The sequence below is a fragment of the Variovorax sp. 05T418 genome (assembly GCF_056396385.1).
On record NZ_JBFTLJ010000010.1, the window covers coordinates 216,835 to 236,362 of the forward strand.

Below are 19,528 nucleotides of genomic sequence, written 5' to 3' on the forward strand. Positions count from 1 at the left end.
CAAGAAGGAGACACACACCATGTTGATGACCGCACAGGAAGCCGACTTCGGCCAGACCCCCTCCCAGACCGTGGGCCCCTACTTCGCCTACGGCCTCACCGCCGCGCAGTACGGCTACGACTTCGACCAGCCCTTCGACGCCGTGGTGGCCCTGGACAACGCCAGCGGCGAGCGCATCCGCCTCGAAGGCCGCGTGATCGACGGCGACGGCAACCCCATCGGCGATGCGCTGGTCGAGATCAGCCAGCCCGACGGCGAAGGCCGCTATCCGCAGACGCCCGAAGAGGCGCGCGAAATCGGCTTTCGCGCCTTCGGCCGCGCCGGCACGGGCACCGATGCGCAGAACCGCTTCGTGTTCCACACCGTGAAGCCGGGCGCCGAATCGCCGGGTGAAGCCCCGCATATCAACGTGATCGTGCTGATGCGCGGCCTGCTGCTGCATGCGTTCACGCGCGTGTATTTCAGCGACGAGGCCGAAGCCAACGCCAAGGACGCCGTGCTGGCCAGCGTGCCGGCCGAGCGCCGCCACACGCTGATTGCCGAGCGCGTGGAGCAAGGCGGCGCGGTGAGCTACCGCTTCGACATCCGCATGCAGGGCCCCCAGGAGACGGTGTTCTTCGACGTCTGACACCAGCAGCCGGCCCCGCAAACAAGAAAGCCCGCGCGATGCGGGCTTTCTTCTTGATGGGACGGGAGGGCGCTTACTCGGCGGCGCGGTGGATGCGCGATTCCGGCACCGTCTTGAGGTCGCCGGGCAGCGAACTGATGTAGCTCGCGAGCGTCTTGAGTTCGGCGTTGGTGAACTTCTTGGGTTCGACCTGTTGCGCCATCACCGCATTCGAGCGGCCCAGGTGCAGGTTGTTCTTCACGCGGTACGACTTGAGCGCCACGAAGAGGTAGTCGGCATGCTGGCCGGCCAGCTTGGGCACCGTGCCGTCATTGGGCGTGCTGAAGTTGGCGCCGTGGCACTTGGTGCAGCTGTTGTCCTTGTCGCGCGACACCAGGGCCTGCACGTTCTCGGGCATGGGCTTGGCCAGCGCGGCCGGGGGCGCGTCGCCTTCCTTCAGGCCCAGCTGGCTGTAGTAGGCGGCCAGGTCGGCGATGTCCTGTTCCTTCAGGGTGTCGGCAATCGCGCGCATGGTGGGGTGCTTGCGGTCGCCGCCCTTGTAGGCGGTAAGGGCCGAGGTGATGTAGCTGGCGCTCTGGCCTGCGATCATCGGGACCTTGTGGATCTCCGGAAAGCTGGCCTGGTAGCCGATGATGCCGTGGCAGCCCACGCACATGGCAACCTTCTTGGCACCCTCCTGGGCATTGCCCGTGACTTGCTGGGCTTGCGCCGAGACCGTCACGCAAGCGACAGCGAAGGCAAACATCGTGGTCAACAACTTGTTCATTTTGCGCGCACAATCTCGTGGAGATACAGTTTTTCGAATCAACATTCGATTATATGCAAGGGTCCTCCGGGAACCCCTTCAAGCCGTCCAAGTGGCTGCACGAAGCGAATCGAGTGTGTTCTTTTCTCCACCCCGCCTCCTCCACCCTGCTCGCGTTCACTCATGAAATTCAAGGGCTCAGACAACTACGTCGCCACTCAGGACCTGATGCTGGCCGTCAATGCCGCCATCACGCTCACGCGCCCGCTGCTCGTCAAGGGCGAGCCCGGCACCGGCAAGACCATGCTGGCCGAGGAAGTGGCGCAATCGCTCGGGCTGCCGCTTTTGCAGTGGCACATCAAGTCGACCACCAAGGCGCAGCAGGGCCTCTATGAATACGACGCCGTGAGCCGCCTGCGCGACTCGCAGCTGGCGGACGTGGACGGCGGCGAGCGCGTCAAGGACATCCAGAACTACATCGTCAAGGGCGTGCTCTGGCAGGCCTTCACGGCCGACCAGCCGGTGGCGCTGCTCATCGACGAGATCGACAAGGCCGACATCGAATTCCCGAACGACCTGCTGCGCGAGATCGACCGCATGGAGTTCTACTGCTACGAGACGCGCGAGCTCATCCGCGCCAAGCACCGGCCGGTGGTGTTCATCACCTCCAACAACGAGAAGGAGCTGCCCGACGCCTTCCTGCGCCGCTGCTTCTTCCACTACATCAAGTTCCCCGACGCGGAAACGATGAAGAGCATCGTGGCGGTGCACTTCCCCGGCCTCAAGCAGGAGCTGCTCACCTCCGCGATGAAGACCTTCTACGACGTGCGCAACCTGCCCGGCCTCAAGAAGAAGCCCTCCACCTCCGAGCTGCTCGACTGGCTCAAGCTGCTGGTGGCCGAGGACATTCCGCTCGAGGCCCTGCAGAGCAAGGACGACAAGGTCGCCGTGCCGCCGCTGGTGGGCGCGCTGCTCAAGAACGAGCAGGACGTGACCCTGTTCGAGAAGCTCGTCTTCATGCAGCGCAATAACCGGTAACTGCTCCGGGGCCCGCGAAATGGCGTTCGTCGAACCTGTCACGCTGAAGGCCCGCGACCTCGCGCTGGTGCCGCTCTCGCTCGATCATGAAGAGGGCTTGCGCGCCGCCGCGGCCGATGGCGAGCTCTGGAAGCTGCGCGTCACCTCGGTGCCCGAGCCGCACGAAACCCGCGCCTACATCGAAACCGCGCTGCAGGGGCGCGAAGCCGGCCACCGCTTCGCATTTGCCGTCACCGAGGCCGAAACCGGCACCGTGCTCGGCAGCACCAGCTTCCATGACATCCTGCCGGCCGTGAAGCGCGTGGAGATCGGCTACACCTGGTACGCCAGGCGCTGCCAGCGCACCCACGTCAACACCACCTGCAAGCTGCTCATGCTCACGCATGCCTTCGATACCCTCGGCTGCAACGTGGTGGGCTGGCGCACCGACAATTTCAACTTTGCTTCGCAGCGCGCCATCGAGCGGCTCGGCGCCAAGAAGGACGGCGTGATCCGCGGCCACGCGATGCGCCGCGACGGCACCATCCGCGACACCGTGATGTACAGCCTTGCCGCGGGCGAGTGGCCCGAGGTGAAGGCCCAGCTGCTCTACCTGCTCGACAAGCCGCGAAGCTGAAGAGAAGCCCAAGGAAAGCCCGACCATGCTGATCGATTTCTTCTACACGCTGCGCTCGGCCAAGCTGCCGGTCTCGGTCAAGGAATACCTCACGCTGCTCGAGGCGCTGCAGGCCGACGTGGTGGGCCCCAACTCCGACGGCGCCTTCGGCCTGGACGACTTCTACTATCTCTCGCGCACCGCGCTGGTCAAGGACGAGAAGCACTACGACAAGTTCGACCGCGCCTTTGCCGCCTACTTCAAGGGCGTGGAGATGCTGGCCGACTTCACCAAGGAAGTGCCGCTCGACTGGCTGCGCAAGACGCTGGAGCGCGAGTTCACGGCCGAGGAAAAGGCCAAGATCGAGAAGATGGGCTGGGACGAGCTCATGGAAACGCTCAAGAAGCGCTTCGAGGAGCAGAAGGAGCGCCACGAGGGCGGCAACAAGTGGATCGGCACCGGCGGCACCTCGCCCTTCGGCCACGGCGGCTACAACCCGCAGGGCGTGCGCATCGGCGGCGCGGGCAAGAACAAGAGCGCCGTGAAGGTGTGGGACCAGCGCGCCTATAAAGACTACGACGACAGCCAGGAGCTCGGCACGCGCAACATCAAGGTGGCGCTGCGGCGGCTGCGCAAGTTCGCGCGCGAGGGCCACGAGGAAGAGCTGGACCTGGACGACACCATCCACTCGACCGCGGCCAATGCGGGCTACCTCGACATCAAGATGCGGCCCGAGCGCCACAACAACGTCAAGGTGCTGCTGCTGATGGACGTGGGCGGCACCATGGACGAGCACATCCAGCGCGTGGAAGAGCTGTTCTCGGCCGTGAAGACCGAATTCAAGCACCTGGAGTTCTTCTACTTCCACAACTGCGTCTACGACTTCATGTGGAAGAACAACAAGCGCCGCTTCTCCGAGAAATTCGCGACCTGGGACATCCTGCGCAAGTACAACAAGGACTACAAGCTCATCTTCGTCGGCGACGCGACCATGAGCCCCTACGAGATCCTGCAGCCCGGCGGCAGCGTCGAATACAACAACGAGGAAGCCGGCGCCGAATGGATCCAGCGCCTCACGCACACCTTCCCCAAGTTCGCCTGGATCAACCCCGAGCCGCAGGGCGTGTGGCAGTACCGCCAGAGCATCGCGGTGATGCAGCAGCTCATGTCCAACCGCATGTACCCGCTCACGCTGCGCGGCCTCGAAGAAGCAATGCGAATGCTTTCTAAGTAAGGCCGGTGCGAAGCCCGGAACTGTTTCCGGATGCTTACGGAACCGGCCCGCCTTGCTGTCAAAATCCGCCCATGCTCAGGGTGGTTCCAGTCATTGCGCCGGCGTGGTTGCCGGCCTTGCTTTTTTGCGGCGTCCTGCTCTTGCAGGGATGCAGCCTGCTGCCGAAGAAGGACAGCGCGCAGGACACGGCCACCCCCGCGCTGGTGCGCAGCGACGGCGCGGCCGCCGATGCGGACCGCAAGGACGGCGAGCGAAGCGGGCCGCGGCGCGACGCTTTCACCGTCGAGGTGCGCGGGCCCGACACGGTGCGCGAGTACCTCACGCTGCACCTGGACATCCAGCGCTACCGCACGCTCGACGACCTGGGCGCCACCGAGATCTCGCGGCTCATGGTGGCGGCCGAAGGCAATGCGCGCGAGCTGCTCGGCACGCTGGGCTATTTCACGCCCACGCTGACGCTGGAGCTCAACGAGACGCCGGCCAGCGACAAGGCGCCGCGCGAGATCGTCATCACGGTGGAGCCGGGCGAACTCACGCGCGTGAGCAACGTGCAGATCAGCTACGGCGGCGCCATTGCAAACGACCCCACGGCCGAGGCCCAGCGCGATTCGATCCGCACCGGCTGGACGCTGCGCCCGGGCCAGCCCTTCACGCAGCAGGGCTGGGACAACGCCAAGACCATTGCATTGCGCAGCCTCACGGCCAGGCGCTTTCCCACCGGCAGCGTCGAAGTGAGCCGCGCCGAGGTCGATGCCGACCGGCACGAGGCCCGCCTCAGCGTCACCTACCAGTCGGGCCCGGCCTACCGCTTCGGCCCGCTCGTGCTGCGCGGCACCGAGCGCTACGACGCCGACGGCGCGCGCCGCATCGCGCAGCTTCCCACCGGCACCGACTACGACCAGCAGAAGCTGCTCGACGCGCAGCAGCGCCTGGCCAGCAGCGGTTACTACGACTCGGTGTTCCTCACGCTCGACACCGAAAGCGGCACGCCGCTGGCCGCCCCCGTGATTGCGCAGCTGCGCGAAGCGCCGATGCAGAAGGTGGTGCTGGGCGCCGGCTTCACCACCGACAACGGCCCGCGGCTGTCGGTGGACCACATCCACAACCGGCTGCCGCTGCTCGGCTGGCGTGCCGTGTCGCGGCTGTCGGTGGACCGCGACATCAAGTCGCTGGGCACCGAGTGGAACGCCATTCCCGATGACCGCGGATGGCGCTGGTTCGCGGGCGCCGGGCTCAAGAGCGAAACCTCCGGCAGCTACGTGGTCGACAGCGGCCGGCTGCGCAGCGGGCGCAGCAAGTCCAGCGGCCACATCGACCGCAGCTACTTCCTGCAGTACGACTATGCGCAGAACCGCGGCACCAACGCCCCGCCCTCGGCCTCGGCCGTGACCGCCAACTGGGGCTGGACCGGCCGCTATTTCGACGACAACGCCGCGCCCACGCGCGGCTTCGGCCTGGCGCTCGAGCTGGGCGCCGGCTACACGCTGACCGGCGAGCGCCTGCCCTTCACGCGCACCTATGCGCGCTGGCTCGGCGTGCTGCCGCTGGGCTTCGCCGAAGACCGCGACGCCGCCACGCTGGCGCGCCGCAGCCGGCTGCAGCTGCGCGCCGAGGCCGGTGCGGTGTCCGCCAAGGACAGCGCGCAGATTCCCTCCACGCTGATGTTCCTCACCGGCGGCGACACCACCGTGCGCGGCTACAGCTACCGCCAGATCGGCACCGTGCGCAGCGACGGCCAGATCGTGGCAGGCCGCTACCTGGGCGTGGTGAGCGTCGAATGGCAGCGGCCCTTCGTCTACAAGGACAAGCTCACCGAATGGGAGAGCGTGGTGTTCGCCGACGCCGGCGCCGTGGCCGACAAGCCCGGCGAGCTCAAGCCGAAGGTCGGCGTGGGCGTGGGCGCGCGCTGGCGCAGCCCGGTCGGGCCGGTACAGGCCGACCTTGCCTACGGCGTGGACACGCGCAAGTTCCGCCTGCACTTTCGCCTGGGCTTCACTTTCTGAACGCGCACGCATCGATGCAGACCGACGCCGAACCCCAGTCCACGCTACCGGCACGCGCACGGCGCTCGCGCACGCGGCGCGCGCTGCGTGCGCTGGGCTGGATGTTCGCGGGCCTGCTTGCGCTGGTGCTCGTGGTCGGCGCGGCCGCGTGGTGGTGGATCGGCTCCAACCAGTCGCTGGCCTTCGCGCTCGCCAAGGCCGCGCGCTATTTGCCCGCCGGCCAGACGCTCGAAAGCCGCGAGGTCACGGGCTCGCTGCGCACCGGCGGGCGCATCGGCTGGCTGCGCTGGCAAAGCGACAAGCTGGCAGTCGAGGTGCAGGAGGCAAGCGTCGGCTGGCAGCTCGCGCCGCTGTTCCAGCGCAAGCTGCAGCTCGGCGAAGTGCATGCGGCGCGCCTGCTCATCGAACGCCGCGGTCCGCCGAGCGACACGCCCACCGAGCCGCTCGAACAGCTCGCGCTGCCGATCGAGGTCGAGCTGCCGTTCCGCATCGACGAGCTGCGCTGGACCGGCCCGCCCGCGCTCCAGGCCAATGGGCTCGCGGGCAGCTACCGCTACACCGGCGCGGAGCATCGGCTGGAGGTCAAGGGCGTCGACATTGCCGACGGCCACTACAGCGCGCGCGTCAAGCTGCAAGGGCCCGCGCCGATGGCGCTCGACGCCACGCTGGACGGCCGCGTGAAGGCACCGCTGGCCGAAGACCGCAGCATCGAGGTGCTGGCCCAAGCCGCCATCAAGGGCACGCTCGCCGGCACCGGCGCGCGGCTGCAGGTGGGTGCCGAACTGAAGCCGGCAGAGCCCGATGCCGAAGCCCCCATGGAAGCGAAGCTGCAAGCAAACGTCGCGCCCTGGCTGCCGCAGCCCGTCATCGATGCCAAGGCCGACCTGCGCAACGTCGATGCGGCCAGCCTCTGGCCCGGCGCACCGCGCACCCGCCTGACCGGCACGGTCGAACTGCGGCCCGACGCGGCCACCGGCCCCGCTGCCTGGCAGGCCTCGGCCAGCATCCGCAATGCGCTGCCCGGGCCCTGGGACAAGGGCGCGCTGCCGCTCGAACAGGTCGAGGCGCGCGTGGGCTTCGACGGCACCAGCTGGACGATTCCCGAAGCCACGCTGCGCGCCGGCGGCGGCCGCATCGACGCCGAAGGCCGCTGGAGCCCCGCGCCCGCGCCGTGGCAGGCGCGCGCCACCGTGCGCGGCGTGCGGCCCAGCCTGCTGCACAGCGAGCTGTCGGGCGCGCCGATCAACGGCACGGCCACGGCGCAGCAGCGCGAGGACACCATCGGCTTCGACCTTGCGCTGCGGGCCCAGGGCGGTGCCGGCAGCGCGGCCATGCCGGGCTTGGGCCTCGACCGCGTGCTCGCCCAAGGGCAGTGGAAGAACCAGGTGCTGGACCTGCGCACGCTGCGCGTCGAAGCCGAGCGCGCCAGCATCGGAGGCCGGTTGCAGGTGCGCGTGGCCGAGCAGGCCGCGAGCGGCAAGCTCGACCTCACGCTGCCGGGCGGTGGCGCGCAGCTCGAAGGCCGCATCGCGCCGGCGCAGGGGGCCGGCGAGATCAAGGCGCGCATCGACGACGCCGAGGCCGTGCAGCGCTGGATCGAAGGCCTGCCCCAGATGTCGAAGCTGTTCGCGGGCAAGTCCGCCAAGGGCTCCGCGCAGCTCGACGCCAGCTGGCAGGGCGGCTGGCAGACGATCCAGCGCCGGCTCGAGAACCCCAATGCGCCGGCCCAGCGCGGCATTGCGGAGCCCAGCCTCAAGGCCGTGCTCGGCGTGCCGCGCCTGGAGCTGCGCATGCCGGCTGCCGAGGGCAATGGCAACGCAGCGGCCTCCACCGTCCAGCTCAAGGGCCTGCAAGCGGAGCTTGCCGGCAGCCTGGCGCAGGCCACGCTCGCGCTGCAGAGCGAAGCCAGCACCGGCACGCAGAAGCTCACGCTCGATGCGCGCGCGAGCGGCGGCCTTGCAGGGCCCAACCAATGGCGCGCAGCGCTCGCCAGCCTGCGCCTGCAGGCCCAGGACAGCGCGAAGCCCGCCACCGCCAGCGCGCCCTGGACGCTGGAGCTCGGCCGCGAGCTCACCGCCACCCTCAAGACCAGCGGAAGCGGCAGCAGCAGCCGGCTCGATCTCGAAGCCTCGGCCGCTGCCGCCACCTTGCGCGGCCCCGCACCCGGCACCGTGCGCATCGAGTGGCAGCCGCTGCGCTTCACCCGGAGCGGCGCGGCGCCCGACCAGGCCTTCCGCCTGCAGTCCAAGGGCAAGCTGCAGGGCCTTCCGATGGCCTGGGCCGAGGCCTTCGGCGCCAGCGCCACCTTCAACGAGATCGGCGTGAGCGGCGACCTCGTGTTCGACGGCGACTGGGACATCGATGCCGGCGACACCCTGCGCGCCCATGCGCGGATCGCACGCCAGAGCGGCGACATCCGCGTGCAGGCGGGCGAGGCCGCGCTGGTCACGCGCATCACGAGCCGCGGCACCGGCACGGCCAGCGAGCGCACGATGAATTCCGCCACCGCGCAGGGCACCGCGCCCAGCACGCCGGCCGGCCTGCGCCAGGCCGAACTGCGGCTCGATGCGCAGGGCGAGGCCGTGCGCGCCACGCTGGCCTGGGACAGCGAACGCGCGGGCAAGATCGGTGCAGAGCTCAACACGCGCATGCAGCAGCGCGCGGGCGGCTGGCAATGGGCGCCCGATGCGCCGCTGGCCGGCAACATCAAGGCCACGCTGCCCAACCTTGGCGTGTGGTCGATGCTCGCGCCGCCCGGCTGGCGCGTGGCGGGCACGCTGGACGCCGATGCCGCGCTCTCGGGCAACCGCGCAGCGCCGCGCTGGAACGGCACGCTGGGCGCCGACAAGCTCGCGCTGCGCGCGCCGGTCGAAGGGCTCGACCTGCGCGACGGCCGGCTGCGCGCCACGCTCACCGGAGAGCGCATCGAGATCACCGAATTCACGCTCAAGGGCGGCGCCGGCAGCACGGTGCGCATCAGCGGCCAGAGCGGCAACCGCAGCACCGCGGCCAGCCAGGCCACGAGCGACGGCGGCTCGCTCTCGGCGCGCGGCGACATGGCCTGGGGCGCGGCCGGCGCCTCGGGCACGGGTATCCGCATGGCGCTGCAGGCCGACCTGCGCGCGCTGCGCGTGCTGGTGCGCACCGACCGGCAGCTCACGCTCTCGGGCAACCTGCAGGCACGGCTCGACAGCGGCCAGTTCAGCGTGCGCGGCAAGCTCAGGACCGACCGCGCGGTGATCATCCTGCCCGACGAGACCGCGCCGAGCCTGGGCACCGACGTGGTGGTGCGCTCCGCCGCCAAGGACCGCGAGCTGGCCGAGCAGGCCCAGCGCGACGCCGCGCGCAACGAGGCGCAGGCCGCCAGGCCGCAGACCGCGAAGCCGCCCGACATCGTGGTGAACTTCGACCTGGGCGACGACTTCGCGGTGCAGGGACGCGGCATCACCACGCGGCTCGAGGGCGACCTGGAGATCCGCAGCACCCGCCTCGATGCGCCGCCGCGCATCACCGGCGAGGTGAAGACCGTGAAGGGCCAGTACCGCGCCTACGGCCAGCAGCTCGACGTGGAAACCGGCGTGGCCCGCTTCAACGGGCCCTTCGACAATCCCGCGCTCGACATCCTGGCGATCCGGCCCAACATCTCGCAGCGCGCCGGCGTGCAGATCACGGGCACCGCGCAGTCGCCGCGCGTCAAGCTCTATTCGGAGCCCGCGCTGTCCGATGCGGAGACGCTCTCGTGGGTGGTGCTCGGCCGCGCCTCGGCCACCAGCGGCGGCGAATCGGCGCTGCTGCAGCAGGCGGCGCTGGCACTGATCGGCCACGTCAGCAAGGGCACGAGCGGCGGCAGCCTGGCCAGCCGCTTCGGCCTGGACGAACTCGGCTTCAAGGGCCCGGGCAGCGGCGGCGACCTGCGCGAATCGGCGGTCACGCTCGGCAAGCGGCTGTCGAAGGATTTCTATCTCACCTACGAACGCAGCCTGGGCGGCACCTTCGGCACCATCTTCATCTTCTACGACCTGACGCAGCGCCTCACGCTGCGCGGACAGGCCGGCCAGACCAGCGGGCTCGACCTGATCTACACGCTCAAGTACGACTGAGCTGCGGGTCTGCCGCCTTGACCGCGGTAATTCGCAGGGTTAAAAATCGTTAACGCCCTTCTAACAAGGAACGACGATGCACGGTGAAGGAGACAAGGGCGAGTGTTCCATGCTGGACCGTCAGAAGTACGACCCGCCGGGCTACTCGCGAACCACGTTCTTGCGCCACGCGCTGCAGTGCGTGATTGCAGTCATTGCAGCTGGCGCCGCGGTGGCGTCCCTTCCCTACTGGGGAGGCGACGACTTTCCGCTGATGGGCCTGATCGTCTACGTGGCGGGCATGGTGTTCGTTGCCATGCCGCTGTGCCTGTACTACGAGTCGCTGCTGCAGTCGCATGAAGAGCGCGTGGAGCGCGCGCGGCACATGCTGGCCGGCTAGGCCTCCGCCTGGACCTCCGGCTTCGCCTTGACCACCTGCCTGAGGCCCGCAAGCGCGGGATCGACGATGGCCGCGTCCGCTCCCACCGCATACACCGCATAGGCCGGATAAAGAAACTCCGGCGTGCCTGGCACGCGGCGCAGCCGGCCCGACTCAAGGTGGCTGCGCACCACGTCGTGCCGGAAGTAGCCGGTGCCGCCCGCGGCCAACAGATACTCGCGCCCGAGCGGCCCGAGCCCCGCGCTCACCGCGGCGTTGGAGAGCTCGGGAAACGCGAGGCCGTGCTGCGCCGCGAACTCCGGGCCCCAGTCCACATACACATAGTCCGCGGGCCGCGGCACGCGCGGATGCTGCGCGGTCGTGACCATGACCAGCTTCTCCTCGATGAGCAGTTCCACGCGCAGGCCGGGCCGCTGCTGCGGTGCGTAGGCAATGGCCATGTCGAGCACGCCCGCGGCCACCTTGTCGAGCAGGTCGTGCGGAAAGCCGACCTCGGTGCGGATGGCCAGCTGCGGCGCGGCCGTGCGCATCCACAGCAGCCATTGCAGCAGCAGCGGATCCCACAGGCTGATCTCGCATCCGATGGCAAGCACCGCGCGGCTGCCGACGGGCACCGCCACCTGGTGGCGCGCGCGCTCCCACACCTGCACCAGCATGGTGGCGTGCGGCAGGAACTGCTCGCCGGCCGCGGTGAGCACCGCGCCCGCCTTGTTGCGCACGAAGAGCGGTCGGCCCAGCAGCTCCTCGAGCGTTCGCACGCGCGCGCTCACCGAAGTCTGCGTGACGTGCAGCCGCTCGGCGGCGCGCTGGAAGCTGCGCGTGTCCACGATCTCGAGGAAAGTCCGGGCCAGGTTGATGTCCATGCCGCATCCGGTTTGAGTGCATAAATTTTGCACTCAACTGGCAATTAATATCGTTTTACTTGATGTGAACGCGGGCCCAAGATGAAGGCATCCCAAGCAACCAGGAGTTGATCGATGTCCACCGTTCGCGAACCATTCCATGCCGGTGCCGCCGAAAGCCTTGCCGACGCCTTCAAGGGGCTGCTCGACGAAACCCTGATGCTGGTCGAGGCCCTGCTGAGCCCGAACAAGATCATCGGCGAGGTGGAGCAGATGCGCGCGCTGCAGGTTGCGGCGGACGACATCGAGCCGACGGATCCGGCGCAGGCCGAGCTGCTGCGCTCGCGCGCCTCGCGCATCGGCTTGCGCTGAGGCGGCGTGCGGCGCGCCTGCCGGCCTGCCGCGCGAACCATGAACAGACTACGAAGAAAGCCGGCTCTGTTCGATGTGCTTGCGCCGCATCGGCCGCAACACGAACCAGGCCAGCAGCGCCGCAGCCGCATTGACCGCGCTCGCGGCAATGAAGACGGCCTGCCAGCTGCCGGTGGCTGCCGCAAGCACGCTGGACAGCGGCACCAGCAGCGAGGCCGTGCCCTTGGCGGTGTAGAGCATGCCGGCGTTGGACGCCGCGTACCTGGAGCCGAAGGTGTCGGCGCAGGTCGAAGGAAAGAGGCTGTAGATCTCGCCCCAGGCAAAGAACACGATGCCGGTGAGCACCACGAAGAGGATCGGGTTGTGGCCGTAGTGATAGAGCATCAGGATGCCCACCGACTCGAGCGCGAACGCAATGAACATCGTCTGCTCGCGCCCGATCTTGTCGGACACCCAGCCGAAGAAGGGCCGCGTGAGTCCGTTGAGCACGCGGTCGATCGCCAGCGCGAAGGTCAGCGCGGGCAGCACCAGGCCCATGATGTTGACGGGCACGTCCATGATCTTGAAGTCCTGCGCGATCGGCGCGAGCTGGGCGGTGGCCATGAGGCCGCCCGCGGCCACCATCACGAACATCGCGTACATCACCCAGAAGACGGGCGAACGCAGCACCTCGGAGGGCGCGTAGTCGCGGCCCGCCTGCTGCACGTTGCGGCTGTTCGATGCCTTCGCGTGGTGGGGCGCGCGGGTCAGCATCCATGCGAGCAGGAACACGATGAGTCCCTGCCCGATCCCAAAATACAGGAACGCCGCCTCGTAGCCGCTGGTGCGGATCATCGCGGAGATAGGGATGATGGTGAGCGCCGAGCCCGCGCCGAAGCCCGCGGCCGTCATGCCGGCCGCAAGGCCGCGCCGGTCGGGAAACCACTTGAGCGCATTGCCCACGCAGGTGCCGTACACCGCGCCCGCGCCGATGCCTCCGATGGCCGCCGCAATGTAGAGCAGCGGCAGCGTGGAAGCCACCGAGTTGATCACCCAGCCAAGGCCGCACAGGATGCCGCCCACCAGCACCACCGGCCGCGGGCCGAAGCGGTCGACGAGGTAGCCTTCGATCGGCACGAGCCATGTTTCCGTGAGCACGAAGATGGTGAAGGCCACCTGGATGGCGGCGCGGCTCCAGCCGTGCTTCTCCGCGATCGGATTGACGAACAGCGTCCAGCCGTATTGCAGGTTGGCGATCATCGCCATGCAGACGATGCCGATCAGCAGCTGGCCCCATCGGTAGGCCTCGGAACGGGTCGCGCCGGTGCCGTAGGTTTCGGATGGGGAATACATCGCAGGATTGGAACCTGCGATCGTGGAGGTGGGCCGGGTCATGGAGTTGTCCTAAGTGTTTTCGTTGAATTCCGACAGGCTGCGAATACGGAGCAATCAGTCGAGCGATCGATGCGCATCGACAGGCGACGAGGCTTTTTTTGACATCGCTACACGGCAGTGGGATCGCCAGTTTCTGCGCGTGAATGACTGTCGGACCGAGCGACCCAAAAACTCTTGACCGCAGTCAAGTTCATACGAATCGCGCTCTCGCGAGACCCCCGTGGTATCCCTAGCGGGTTCGAAGTTTCGATGGTTCGCGAAGGGGTGTTGGGTGCGTGCCGATGCGCGTTGCGCGCCTGCCGGAAGGCCCCGCGAGGCGCTGCAGGAGCCCGCGCATGCAAGACCCGTTTGCGTTCGAAAAAATTGACCTAGGTCAAGAAACGCGAAAATCGCGTTTGCGCTCGTCTAGGGTAAACCCTAAAATCAAGGGTAATCCCTTCAGTCTTTTCGATTCAATCTTCCTGGAGCCTCTCATGAGCCACACCACCCTGAATTCCAGCGCCTTCCGCACACCCGCCTCGTCGTCGACCGCCAACAATGCGATGCGCGAGCTGTTCGCCGCCATGCCCATCGTGATCTTCTACAAGGCCGCACGCGCCGCGCTGATGCAGCGCCGTTCGGCGGCCGTGCAGCGTTGAGCCGCAGCAGCCCATTCACTCTCATCGAAGAGCGCGCGCGAGTTATTCGCCGCGCTCTTTTTCGTTGGGGCTTCCGAACGGCACGATCTGCGAAATGAGCGCGGGTCCGTCGGCCAGCAGGAAGTCCTTGAAGGCCTGCGCCACCGGCGGCAGCCGCTTGCTGCGCCGGTGCACCACGTACCAGTTGAGCATCAGCGGAAAGCCCTCGACGTCGAGCACGCGCAGGCTGCCGGCGCGCAGCTCCTGGCTGATGGTGTGGGCCGACACGAAGCTCACGCCCATGCCCGCGATCACGGCCTGCTTGATGGTCTCGGTGCTGCGGATCTCCATCGCGATGTTGATGCCGCGCAGGTCGCCGCCGAAGCCCTCCTCCATCGAATGCCAGGTGTCGGAGGCCTTCTCGCGCACCACGAAGGGCTCGCGCATGAGCCGCGCGAGCGGGATGCGCGGCACGCCCACCAGCGGATGGCTGGGTGCCGCGACGATCACGTAGGGATGCGGCGCGAACGGCTGGTTGACGGTGTCCAGGTCGGTCGGCGGGCGCACCATGATCGCCAGGTCGGTGAGGTTCTCGGCGATGTGGGTCATGAGCCCTTCGCGGTTGTGCACCGTGAAGTTCAGCGTGACGCCGCGGTGCCGGCTCGCAAACTCCACCAGGAGGCGCGGAAAGAAGTAGTCGCCCGCGCTGATCACGCCCACGTTGAGCTTGCCGCCCGAGACGCCGTTGAACTGGAGCATCGCGTTCTCGGCCGCCTCGAACTGCTGGATGATCGCGCGGCTGATCTGCAGCAGCTCGGTGCCGGCCGGCGTCAGGTAGATCTTCTTGCCGAACTGCTCGAACAGTGCATTGCCCGCGTGTTCCTCGAGCTTGCGCACCTGCGTGGAAACGGCCGGCTGCGTCAGGTGAAGCTCCTCCGCCGCGCGCGAAAAGCTCAGCAGCCGCGCCACCGCCTCGAAGACTTTCAACTGGCGCAGGGTCGCGTGCTTCATTCGGAAAAAGGTGGCTGCTGCAATCGAGCGGGCATCGTACTGCGCCTGAGTCCGCTCGCGTGAACCGCCTAGGGTATGCGCGCGACGTGCAGCAGGTTGGTGGTTCCCGAAAGCCCGAACGGCAGGCCCGCAACCACCACCACGTCGCGGCCGCTGCTCGCGAAGCCCTCGGTGCAGGCGTTGCGGCAGGCGCACTCGATCATCTCGGCCACGTCGTGCACGTCGTCGACCAGCACCGCGTGCACGCCCCACACCATCGCCATGCGGCGCGCCGTGGCCACGTCGGGCGTGAGGCTGATGATGGGCACGGCCGGCCGCTCGCGCGCGGCGCGCAGGCTGGTGAAGCCCGACGAGGTGTAGGTGACGGTGGCGGCGGGCGCCAGCAGCGCGGCCACCTGGCGCATCGACGCGCACACCGCATCAGCCGTGGTCGAGAGCGAGGCCTCGTGCGTGGCGTCGATGCCGATGCGGTAGGACGCATCGGCCTCCACGCGCGAGATGATGCGGTCCATCATGGCCACGGCCTCCAGCGGATATTTTCCGGAGGCCGATTCGGCCGACAGCATCACCGCGTCCACGCCGTCGTACACGGCGGTGGCCACGTCGGACACCTCGGCGCGCGTGGGCACCGGCGCGGCAATCATCGATTCGAGCATCTGCGTGGCCACCACCACCGGCTTGCCGCGCTTGCGGCAGGCGCGCACGATCAGGCGCTGCAGCTCGGGCACGCGCTCGGGCGGCAGCTCCACGCCGAGGTCGCCGCGCGCCACCATGACGCCGTCGCACAGGTCGACGATCGCGTCCAGGTGGTCGATGGCCGCGGGCTTCTCGAGCTTGGCCATGATCCAGGCGCGCTTGCCGATGATGGCGCGCGCCTCCTCGATGTCCTCGGGACGCTGCACGAAGGACAGCGCCACCCAGTCCACGCCCATGGCAAGGCCGCAGGCCAGGTCGTCCAGGTCCTTGGGCGTGAGCGGCGAGATCGGCAGCACCACGCTCGGCACGTTGACGCCCTTGCGGTCGGAGATCGGGCCGCCGACCAGCACCGTGGTCTCGGCAAAGTCGGGGCCGAAGCTGTCCACGCGCAGCCGCAGCTTGCCGTCGTCGAGCAGCAGATCGGTGCCCACCTGCAGCGCCGCGAAGATCTCCGGATGCAGCAGCGGCGCGCGGCGCGCATTGCCGCTCGCGGCGTCCATGTCGAGCCGAAAGCGCGAACCCGCGTCGAGCTGCGCGCGGCCGCCTTCGAAGGTGCCCAGCCGCAGCTTCGGCCCCTGCAGGTCGAGCAGCACGCCGATCGGCCGGCCGAACTCTTTCTCGAGCCGCCGGATGGTGTCGAGGCGGCGCGCATGGTCTTGCTGCGTGCCATGGCTGAAGTTGAGCCGGAACACGTCCACGCCGCGCTCGAACAGGGCACGAATGGCCGGTTCGTCGCTGGTGGCTGGCCCCAGCGTGGCCACGATCTTCGCGCTGCGTGTACGTCGCATCATTCGTTCCATTTCATTGATTGGTCACAGCGCACGACCAGTGCACCCTCGCCGCCAAGATTGCGCAGCCTGAGTGGAGCTAGCCCGCCATCTCGTGAAGGCAAACCCGGCCGCGCTGTTCTTCCATCGTACGCGCCAGCAGCTTGACGAGCGAATACACGGTGTCGATGTGCGGCGTTGGCGTGTCGGTGAGCCGGGCCAACTCGACCACGGCGCCCACCAGCGCATCGATCTCGGGCGCGCGCCCGGCTTCCACGTCCTGCAGCATCGAGGTCTTGTGCTTGCCGACTTTCTCGGCACCCGCAATGCGCTTGTCGAGCGTCACGCGGAACTCGATGCCCAGCTTGTGCGCCACCGCCTGCGCTTCGCGCATCATCGCGGCGGCCAGCTCGCGCGATGGCGGGTATTGGCAGATGTCGACCAGCGTCGAATGCGAAAGGCTGCTGATCGGATTGAAGGTCAGGTTGCCCCAGAGCTTGAGCCAGATCTCGGCGCGGATGTTGTCGAGCACCGGCGCCTTGAAGCCGGCCGCGCCCAGGCAGGCCGCGACGCGGTTCACGCGCTCGCTCGAGGAGCCGTCGAGTTCCCCCACCGGGAAGCGGTCGCCTTCGATGTGCTTCACCACGCCCGGCGCCGTGAGCTCGGAGGCGGGATACACCACGCAGCCGATGACGCGCTCGGCCGGGATCTTCGCGGCCACCAGGCCGCTCGGGTCGACGCTGCGCACCGGCGTGCCCGCGAGCGCGCCGCCGTGGTTGTGGAAGTACCAGAACGGGATGCCGTTCTGCATCGTCACCACCACCGTCTTGGGCCCGAACAGCTTGGGCACGTCGCTGGCCACGGCCTCGACCTGGTGCGCCTTCATCGCGAGGATCACGATGTCCTGCGGTCCTGCCCGGTCGTAGCGGTCGGTGGCCTTGACGTTGCGCGCCACCTGTTCCACGCCATCGGCGCCGATGAGCTTGAAGCCGTTGGTGGCGATGGCGTCGAGATTCTTCCCGCGCACGATGAACGTCACGTCCTCGCCGGCCAGGGCGAGCTTTGCGCCCACCAGGCCGCCGATGGCACCCGCTCCGATGACTGCTATCTTCATGTCGATCCCCAAGGTTGTTGATTCTTCCGGCGCAAGTCGGCCTCAGCCGAAGCGGTTGCCGAGCCTGCCGATGCCGCCGATCTCCACTTCGACCAGGCTGCCGGGCTTCATCGAGCCGACGCCGATGGAGGTGCCGCACAGGATCACGTCACCGGGGTACAGGGTCATGTCCTGGGAGATCAGGCTCACGAGTTGCTGGACCGAAAAGCGCATGTCGCTGATCGGGTAGTTCTGGCGCACCTCGCCGTCGAGCAGCGTGGTGACGGTGAGCGTGGCGGGATCGAGGCCTGTGGCCACCACCGGCCCCATCGGGCAGAAGGTGTCGAAGCCCTTGGCCCGCACCCATTGGGCGAACGAGGCGTCGCGGTTCAGTATGTCGGCCACCGTCACGTCGTTGGCGCAGGTGTAGCCGAACACATGGCCGAGCGCATCCGCCTCGGCGACGGCCGTGCAGGCCTTGCCGATGACGATGCCGAGCTCGCCCTCGAACACCACCTTGCCGTCGCACAGGGGCTTGCGGATGGCCGCGCCGGGCGCAAGGTAGGAGTTGGGTGCCTTCAGCAGGTAGAGCGGCTCGGCCGGTACCGCCAGCTTGAGCTTCTCGCCGAGCGCGTGGAAGTTGTTCCACAGCGCGATGACCTTGCTCGGCTCGGTGGGCGTGAGCAGCCGCACGCCCGAGAGCAGGAACACGCGGCCGGTCGGCTCCGGGCGCTCGAACATGTTGCCGCGGTGCTCGTGCACGGCATCGCCTTCGAGCGTGCCGAAGCCCGCTTCGCCGCCGTGTTCGAAACGGACCCATCGTTGCTGTTGTTGCTGTTGCTGCTGCATGTCGCGCCTTCCTTTGGTTTCTGTTGGAGTGGTTCTGTGTTCAGTCGAAGGGCAGGTAGTCGGGGATCACCAGCGAGGCGAGCAGCTTTCCCATCTCGGCCGGGTTGTCGGTCACGTGGATGCCGCACTCCTTCATAACCGCCAGCTTTTCCTGCGCGGTTCCCTTGCCGCCGGAGACGATGGCGCCCGCGTGGCCCATGCGCTTGCCCGGCGGCGCGCTGGCACCGGCGATGAAGCCGACCACGGGCTTTCGCATGTGCTCGCTGATCCAGCGCGCGCAGACTTCCTCGTCGTTGCCGCCGATCTCGCCGACCATGATCACAGCGTCGGTGCGCGGGTCGTCGTTGAACATCTTCATCACGTCGATGTGCCGCAGCCCGCCCACAGGATCGCCGCCGATGCCCACCACGGTCGACTGCCCGATGCCGAAGCTCGCGAGTTGGCTCGCGGCCTCGTAGGTCAGGGTACCCGAGCGCGACACCACGCCGATGCGGCCCTTCTGGTGGATGTGGCCGGGCATGATCCCGATCTTGATTTCCTCGGGCGTGATGAGGCCCGGGCAGTTGGGGCCGAGCAGCAGGGTCTTGCTGCCTTCCATGCGGTGCCGCGTGCGGATCATGTCGCGCACCGGAATGCCTTCGGTGATGCACACGACAAGGTCGAGCCCCGCATCCACTGCTTCGTCGATGGCCGCGGCCGCGAAGGGCGGCGGCACGTAGATCACCGATACCGTGGCGCCGGTCTCGGCCTTGGCTTCCTTGACGGTGCCGAACACCGGAATGCCGTCGAAGGACTTGCCCGCCTTGTTGGGGTTCACGCCGGCGACGAAGCACTTCTGGCCGTTGGCGTAGTCGCGGCACATGGCGGTGTGGAACTGGCCGGTCTTTCCCGTGATGCCCTGGGTGATGACGCGGGTGTTCTTGTTGATGAGGATCGACATTTCAGCCTCGCTTTTCTTGGCGCCGTTGTTCTTGTTCGGGACGCGTGCACAGGCCACCGGGTACTCCCCTCCGCGAATGTCCCCCGGCTTCGCCTCCTCCTTTATTTCGCTGCGGGGAGCACCCGATGCCCTGTGCACGAGGGCACGCTCGTCGCGTACCGCTGATCAACGACCGCTGCGCATAACGATCACGTCGATGGGGTGCCTTGCGCAGCGAAATCAAGGGGGAGGCCGAAGGCCGGAGG

Annotated in this window: 17 protein-coding genes; 9 read left to right on the forward strand and 8 right to left on the reverse strand. The window is 68.0% G+C overall.

The window, feature by feature from the left end:
• Window positions 1-19 precede the first annotated feature (19 nt).
• On the forward strand, window positions 20-628 hold the full coding sequence (gene pcaG, locus AC1DMS_RS20975; protein WP_027730515.1) for a protocatechuate 3,4-dioxygenase subunit alpha: 609 nt from the start codon (window positions 20-22) through the stop codon (window positions 626-628).
• Between the two features lie 73 nt (window positions 629-701).
• On the opposite strand, the gene AC1DMS_RS20980 is transcribed toward pcaG, so the two are convergent.
• The gene (locus AC1DMS_RS20980) at window positions 702-1,394 is read right to left on the reverse strand and encodes a c-type cytochrome (protein WP_412511852.1); all 693 of its coding nucleotides are present in this window, start codon (window positions 1,392-1,394) and stop codon (window positions 702-704) included.
• A 162-nt stretch (window positions 1,395-1,556) separates the two neighbouring features.
• Here AC1DMS_RS20980 and AC1DMS_RS20985 point away from each other — a divergent pair, with 162 nt between their 5' ends.
• The 6 genes from AC1DMS_RS20985 to AC1DMS_RS21010 all read left to right on the forward strand — a co-directional run bounded on the left by AC1DMS_RS20985 (window position 1,557) and on the right by AC1DMS_RS21010 (window position 10,722).
• Window positions 1,557-2,411, forward strand: coding sequence for an AAA family ATPase (locus AC1DMS_RS20985; protein ID WP_015867237.1), 855 nt, complete (start codon window positions 1,557-1,559; stop codon window positions 2,409-2,411).
• Between the two features lie 19 nt (window positions 2,412-2,430).
• On the forward strand, window positions 2,431-3,027 hold the full coding sequence (locus AC1DMS_RS20990) for a GNAT family N-acetyltransferase (protein ID WP_027730514.1): 597 nt from the start codon (window positions 2,431-2,433) through the stop codon (window positions 3,025-3,027).
• A gap of 25 nt (window positions 3,028-3,052) precedes the next feature.
• Window positions 3,053-4,240, forward strand: a complete 1,188-nt coding sequence (locus AC1DMS_RS20995; protein ID WP_015867239.1) for a vWA domain-containing protein — start codon at window positions 3,053-3,055, stop codon at window positions 4,238-4,240.
• A 71-nt stretch (window positions 4,241-4,311) separates the two neighbouring features.
• The gene (locus AC1DMS_RS21000) at window positions 4,312-6,243 is read left to right on the forward strand and encodes an autotransporter assembly complex protein TamA (protein WP_478181729.1); all 1,932 of its coding nucleotides are present in this window, start codon (window positions 4,312-4,314) and stop codon (window positions 6,241-6,243) included.
• Window positions 6,244-6,257: 14 nt separating this feature from the next.
• Window positions 6,258-10,343 carry a translocation/assembly module TamB domain-containing protein gene (locus tag AC1DMS_RS21005; protein WP_478181730.1) on the forward strand — a complete coding sequence of 1,362 codons (4,086 nt, stop codon included), beginning with the start codon at window positions 6,258-6,260 and terminating at the stop codon, window positions 10,341-10,343.
• A gap of 109 nt (window positions 10,344-10,452) precedes the next feature.
• Window positions 10,453-10,722 carry a hypothetical protein gene (locus AC1DMS_RS21010; protein WP_244883698.1) on the forward strand — a complete coding sequence of 90 codons (270 nt, stop codon included), beginning with the start codon at window positions 10,453-10,455 and terminating at the stop codon, window positions 10,720-10,722.
• Here the strand turns inward: AC1DMS_RS21010 and AC1DMS_RS21015 are convergent.
• Complete coding sequence (locus AC1DMS_RS21015; protein WP_015867243.1) at window positions 10,719-11,585, reverse strand: LysR family transcriptional regulator; 867 nt, start codon at window positions 11,583-11,585, stop codon at window positions 10,719-10,721. The two genes, AC1DMS_RS21010 and AC1DMS_RS21015, sit on opposite strands and share 4 nt — an antisense overlap.
• 114 nt (window positions 11,586-11,699) lie before the next feature.
• Between AC1DMS_RS21015 and AC1DMS_RS21020 the strand changes: the two genes are divergently transcribed.
• The gene (locus tag AC1DMS_RS21020) at window positions 11,700-11,936 is read left to right on the forward strand and encodes a hypothetical protein (RefSeq protein ID WP_027730511.1); all 237 of its coding nucleotides are present in this window, start codon (window positions 11,700-11,702) and stop codon (window positions 11,934-11,936) included.
• A 48-nt stretch (window positions 11,937-11,984) separates the two neighbouring features.
• On the opposite strand, the gene oxlT is transcribed toward AC1DMS_RS21020, so the two are convergent.
• Window positions 11,985-13,268, reverse strand: a complete 1,284-nt coding sequence (gene oxlT, locus AC1DMS_RS21025) for an oxalate/formate MFS antiporter (RefSeq protein ID WP_370880718.1) — start codon at window positions 13,266-13,268, stop codon at window positions 11,985-11,987.
• 515 nt (window positions 13,269-13,783) lie between these two features.
• On the opposite strand from oxlT, the gene AC1DMS_RS21030 reads away from it, so the two are divergent.
• Complete coding sequence (locus tag AC1DMS_RS21030) at window positions 13,784-13,948, forward strand: hypothetical protein (protein ID WP_307595826.1); 165 nt, start codon at window positions 13,784-13,786, stop codon at window positions 13,946-13,948.
• A gap of 42 nt (window positions 13,949-13,990) precedes the next feature.
• Here the strand turns inward: AC1DMS_RS21030 and AC1DMS_RS21035 are convergent, their stop codons facing one another.
• The 5 genes from AC1DMS_RS21035 to sucD form a co-directional block, all read right to left on the reverse strand.
• Complete coding sequence (locus tag AC1DMS_RS21035) at window positions 13,991-14,938, reverse strand: LysR family transcriptional regulator (RefSeq protein WP_027730510.1); 948 nt, start codon at window positions 14,936-14,938, stop codon at window positions 13,991-13,993.
• A 68-nt stretch (window positions 14,939-15,006) separates the two neighbouring features.
• A complete protein-coding gene (gene pyk / locus AC1DMS_RS21040) occupies window positions 15,007-16,422 on the reverse strand; it encodes a pyruvate kinase (RefSeq protein ID WP_478181771.1) in 1,416 nt (471 codons plus the stop codon).
• Between the two features lie 79 nt (window positions 16,423-16,501).
• Window positions 16,502-17,515, reverse strand: coding sequence for a 2-dehydropantoate 2-reductase (locus AC1DMS_RS21045; protein WP_478181731.1), 1,014 nt, complete (start codon window positions 17,513-17,515; stop codon window positions 16,502-16,504).
• Window positions 17,516-17,557: 42 nt separating this feature from the next.
• Window positions 17,558-18,343, reverse strand: a complete 786-nt coding sequence (locus AC1DMS_RS21050) for a fumarylacetoacetate hydrolase family protein (protein WP_478181732.1) — start codon at window positions 18,341-18,343, stop codon at window positions 17,558-17,560.
• Between the two features lie 40 nt (window positions 18,344-18,383).
• Window positions 18,384-19,283, reverse strand: a complete 900-nt coding sequence (gene sucD / locus AC1DMS_RS21055) for a succinate--CoA ligase subunit alpha (RefSeq protein ID WP_478181733.1) — start codon at window positions 19,281-19,283, stop codon at window positions 18,384-18,386.
• Window positions 19,284-19,528 lie beyond the last annotated feature (245 nt).